4 protein-coding genes and 1 pseudogene are annotated in these 3,790 nt (G+C 67.3%); all 5 read right to left on the bottom strand.

Translation table 11 applies throughout. The annotated features are described in order from the left end of the window. Window positions 1–157 precede the first annotated feature (157 nt). Complete coding sequence (locus AC2VON_RS12285; RefSeq protein ID WP_486953218.1) at window positions 158–853, bottom strand: anti-sigma factor; 696 nt, start codon at window positions 851–853, stop codon at window positions 158–160. Then, window positions 850–1,413, bottom strand: coding sequence for a sigma-70 family RNA polymerase sigma factor (locus AC2VON_RS12280; protein WP_486953217.1), 564 nt, complete (start codon window positions 1,411–1,413; stop codon window positions 850–852). Before AC2VON_RS12280 ends, AC2VON_RS12285 begins: the two co-directional genes overlap by 4 nt. 98 nt (window positions 1,414–1,511) lie before the next feature. Continuing rightward, on the bottom strand, window positions 1,512–2,780 hold the full coding sequence (locus AC2VON_RS12275; protein ID WP_486953216.1) for a class I SAM-dependent methyltransferase: 1,269 nt from the start codon (window positions 2,778–2,780) through the stop codon (window positions 1,512–1,514). Next, entirely contained in the window at window positions 2,777–3,475 is a 699-nt protein-coding gene (locus tag AC2VON_RS12270; protein WP_486953215.1) for a DUF1365 domain-containing protein, read from the bottom strand. The genes AC2VON_RS12275 and AC2VON_RS12270 overlap by 4 nt, the downstream gene beginning before the upstream one ends. Further along, a pseudogene (locus tag AC2VON_RS12265) lies at window positions 3,469–3,790 on the bottom strand (amine oxidase); the annotation flags it as partial. The gene AC2VON_RS12270 and the pseudogene AC2VON_RS12265, both read right to left, overlap by 7 nt.

Below are 3,790 nucleotides of genomic sequence, written 5' to 3'. Positions count from 1 at the left end.
ACTTCGCGGTGCGAGCCTCGCTGAGTCACCGGGTGGTCCAGAAGCGGCCGAACCGGCCCATGACCAGCCCGTGCAAGCGGCACCATGGTCAGCGCTGACAGCGCCTGCGCCCATCGCCGGGGCCACCGGCACGCGTTCCGACGGCCGGGCCATCCCCTCAGCTCAGCGGCAGTTCGGCGATGATCCGGCCGGTCGGATGGGAGGATCCGGTGCCGGGTTCGACGCTGAACCCGAGCGCGGTCGCGTTTCCCATATGAGAGATAACCGCCGTGGTCGACGGGGCCACAGCTTCGGTGTCCATGGTGCCGGCTGAGGCCGCGCCGGCCCCGCCGAACAGCCACATCTGGTAGACGGTCCCGGGAACAGGCGGGGGCACGTTGTTCATGACCAGCACGCCGGCACCCGTGTCGCGGGAGAACACCACGGTCGCTGTTCCGGTCGCCAGCGGGCGCGAGACCGTCTGCACGTCGGGGGCGGCCAGCACCTGCGCGGCCACCGTCGGTGATGGCGTGGGCCGCAGGGCGACCCCGGCGCCGAATGCGGCCAGAGCCAGCACGATTGCAGCTGCTGCGGCGAGAATGATGGCACGCCGCCGAGAATGAAGGCGACTTCGCCTGTTCACTGCGGCCAGCACCGAACTGCGCAATTCTGTCGGTGGGTCGGCCGCGGTTGTCACGGAAAGGATCGCCATCGTCTCGCCGACCGCGAGTACTTCATCGGTGAAGGCTTGCGCGAGCGGCGCCGGCGACGCGGCGATCTGTCGGTCGATGTCGGCGCGCTCGGCGGCGGAGAGAGCGTGCAGACCATAGGCGGTGGCCAGACCGAGCAGGTCGAAGTTGGTCGGCTCGGTCATGGCACACCCAGACATTGGCGCAGGCTGCGCAGCGCGTCGCGCATGCGTGATTTGATCGTCGAGACGTTGGCCGAAAGTCGCTCCGAAACCGCCGCGTACGTTAAGCCTTGGTAGTAGGCCAGTTCGATGCACTGGCGCTGCTTGTCGGTCAGCCCGTCCAAGCAGTGGGCCACCCGGCGGCGTTCATCATCGGCGATCGCGGCGTCGGCGACGACGTCGCCGGGTGGCTCGATGCCAGCTGCGCCATAGCGTGATTCACGCCGACTAGCAGCCTGTTCGGCGCGCACCCGATCCACGGCACGCCGGTGCGCCATGGTAACCAGCCAGGCCAGCGCGGACCCCTTGGTGGCGTCGTAGCTTGCCGCGTTCCGCCACACCTCCAGATAAATTTCCTGGGTGGTTTCTTGACTGTATCCGGCATCACGTAGCACCCGATTCACCAGCCCGTACACCCGCGCTGCGGTCTTGTCGTAGAAAGTGGCGAACGCGTCGACCTCGCTGCGCGCCACCCGGTGCAGCAGTGTGTCCAGGTCGCTACCAAGGTGCGGAGGTTTGGTCATCGACCGGTAGCCTAGCCGCAGCGGTGCCCTGGCTAGGATCGAAAACCCTTCCATGACCGCGTTGCTGTCTCAACGAGCGGGAACACCAGCGAGAGTTATCACGTGGCCGAGTGGGCGAAGGTCCACTGGTAGACGTCCAGATAGCCGGCACGGAAGCCGGCCTCTGAGTAGGCCAGGTAGAACTCCCACATGCGGGCGAACACCCCGCCGAATCCCAACGCGGTGACCGCGTCGCGCCGCTGCCCGAAGCGTTGCCGCCACAGGCGCAGTGTCTCGGCGTAATGCGGTCGCAGCGAACACAGCTCGACGGTGCGCAGGCCGGTGCAGTGTTCGGAGATGTCGAGGATCGCTCGGGTGGACGGCAACAAGCCGCCAGGGAAGATGTATTTCTGGATCCAGGTGTAGGTGCGACGGCTGGCCATCATCCGATGATGCGGCATGGTGATCACCTGGATCGCGGCCCGCCCGCCCGGGGTCACCAGCCGGTCCAGGGCTTGGAAATAGTTGGGCCAGCAACGATAACCCACCGCCTCGATCATCTCCACCGATAGCACCGCGTCGTAGCATCCGTCGACGTCGCGGTAGTCGCACAGGTCGATCTGTATGCGGTCAGACAGCCCTGCAGCGGCGACCCGTTGCCGTGCCAGCCGTTGTTGTTGGACCGACAGGGTGACCGAGCGGACGTATGCACCGCGGGCGGCCGCACGCAGGCACAGTTCGCCCCATCCGGTACCGATTTCGAGGACCCGGCTGCCCGCACCCACCCGGGCAGCATCAAGCAGCCGATCGATTTTACGGCGTTGCGCGTCGGCAAGATCGGGCCATGACGCAGGCAACTGTGCGAATAGCGCACTGGAGTAGGTCATCGTCTCGTCGAGAAACGCGGCGAACAGGTCGTTGGACAGATCATAGTGGGCGCGCACGTTGCGCCTGGCCTGGGTGGGGCCGTTGGCGTGCCAGCGGGGCTGGCGCTTCAGCGCGATGGGACGCAGCCGCTGCAGCACGGTGGGCACCAGATCACCGACCGAGGTGGCGAACACCGTCAACACCTCGGCCAGCTCCGGTGAGTGCCACTCACCGGCCATGTAGCCTTCCCCGAAACCGATCAGGCCCGCCCGTCCGATCCGGCGGGCCAGCCGCTTCGGGTCGCTGATAACCAGGGTCGGCGACGTCGGATCGGCCGCGCCGATCACCGTGCCGTCCGGGTAGACCAGGCGCAGCGGCAACCGCGCCGCGGCCCGCCGCAGCAGCCGGTCGGCGACCACCGCCGATGCTGCGGCTACCGGTCCCGAGGGGACCCCGGCGAGCTCTGGCCACCGTCCTGGGTCGATTGTCGTCGCGGCCAATTGCGTTGCAGTGATGCTCACCGTTTCACCACCGGGACTCGCCGCAGCCACAACGCGACACCCTGCACCCGAATACGCATCGCGACCACCAGCGGCGCCAGGGGCGCGAGCAGCTGCATTCGCGCGACACGACCCGTGGTGGCTGGGGCTCCTGTGCCGCGCAGCCGGGCGGCGAACGCCGGCCGATTATCGCGGTACAAGGACACGTTTATCGCCACGCTACGGTCCGGGCGGGGGGCGCACACCAGGTAGTCACCGTCCACCGGGTTGAACGGTGACACGGAGAACCGCTTGGCCACCTGCACCGGTTTGTCCGCAGGTGGCAGCAGGTAGGCGTGACGCTGGCCGTAGGTGTTGTGCACCTCGGCGATCACGTGCCGCAACACACCGTCGCGGTCATGGCACCAGAAGATGGTGATCGGGTTGAAGACGTACCCGAGGACCCGTGCCTGCAGCAGCGCGGTGACCCGACCATCGGGCAGGGCCGCGTCACGCTCGGCCAGAAAGCGGTCGACCCGTTGACGCAGCGTGTCGCCGGGGCGACCGTCGAAATGATCGTCGGCGTCGAATCGGGCGAACGGGCGAAGCCACCGCGGCAACCGCGGCAGCGCGTCGACGTCGACATACCAGCTGTAGCTCCGGTAGTTGAACTCGTGGCGCACAGGAGCCCTCCGGATGTGGGTGATCGTGGTGCGGTAGATCGCCGGTGTCAACATGAGAACGCCTTGCCGCGCATCGTGGTGGCCGGCCAGTAGGCGCCGAGTCTTCGGGCTGCCCGGACTCCGGACATGGCGCCGTCCTCGTGGAACCCCCAGCCGTGGTAGGCGCCGGCGAAGGCGATGCGGTCATCGTCCAGCGTCGGCAGTAGGCGTTGGGCGGCAACGGAATCGCCGGTGTAGAGCGGATGGTGGTAGGTCATCTCGGCGATCACCGTGTCGGGGTCAATGACGTCAGCGCCGCCCAGTGTCACCATGAATCGGCGGTTGGCGTCATCGATGTGCATCAGCCGGCTGATGTCGTAGGTGACCAGA

It is taken from the genome of Mycobacterium sp. TH-M82 (genome assembly GCF_057473605.1).
Note: the sequence above shows the minus strand (reverse complement) of the source record. Positions and strands in the feature narration are given on the sequence as shown.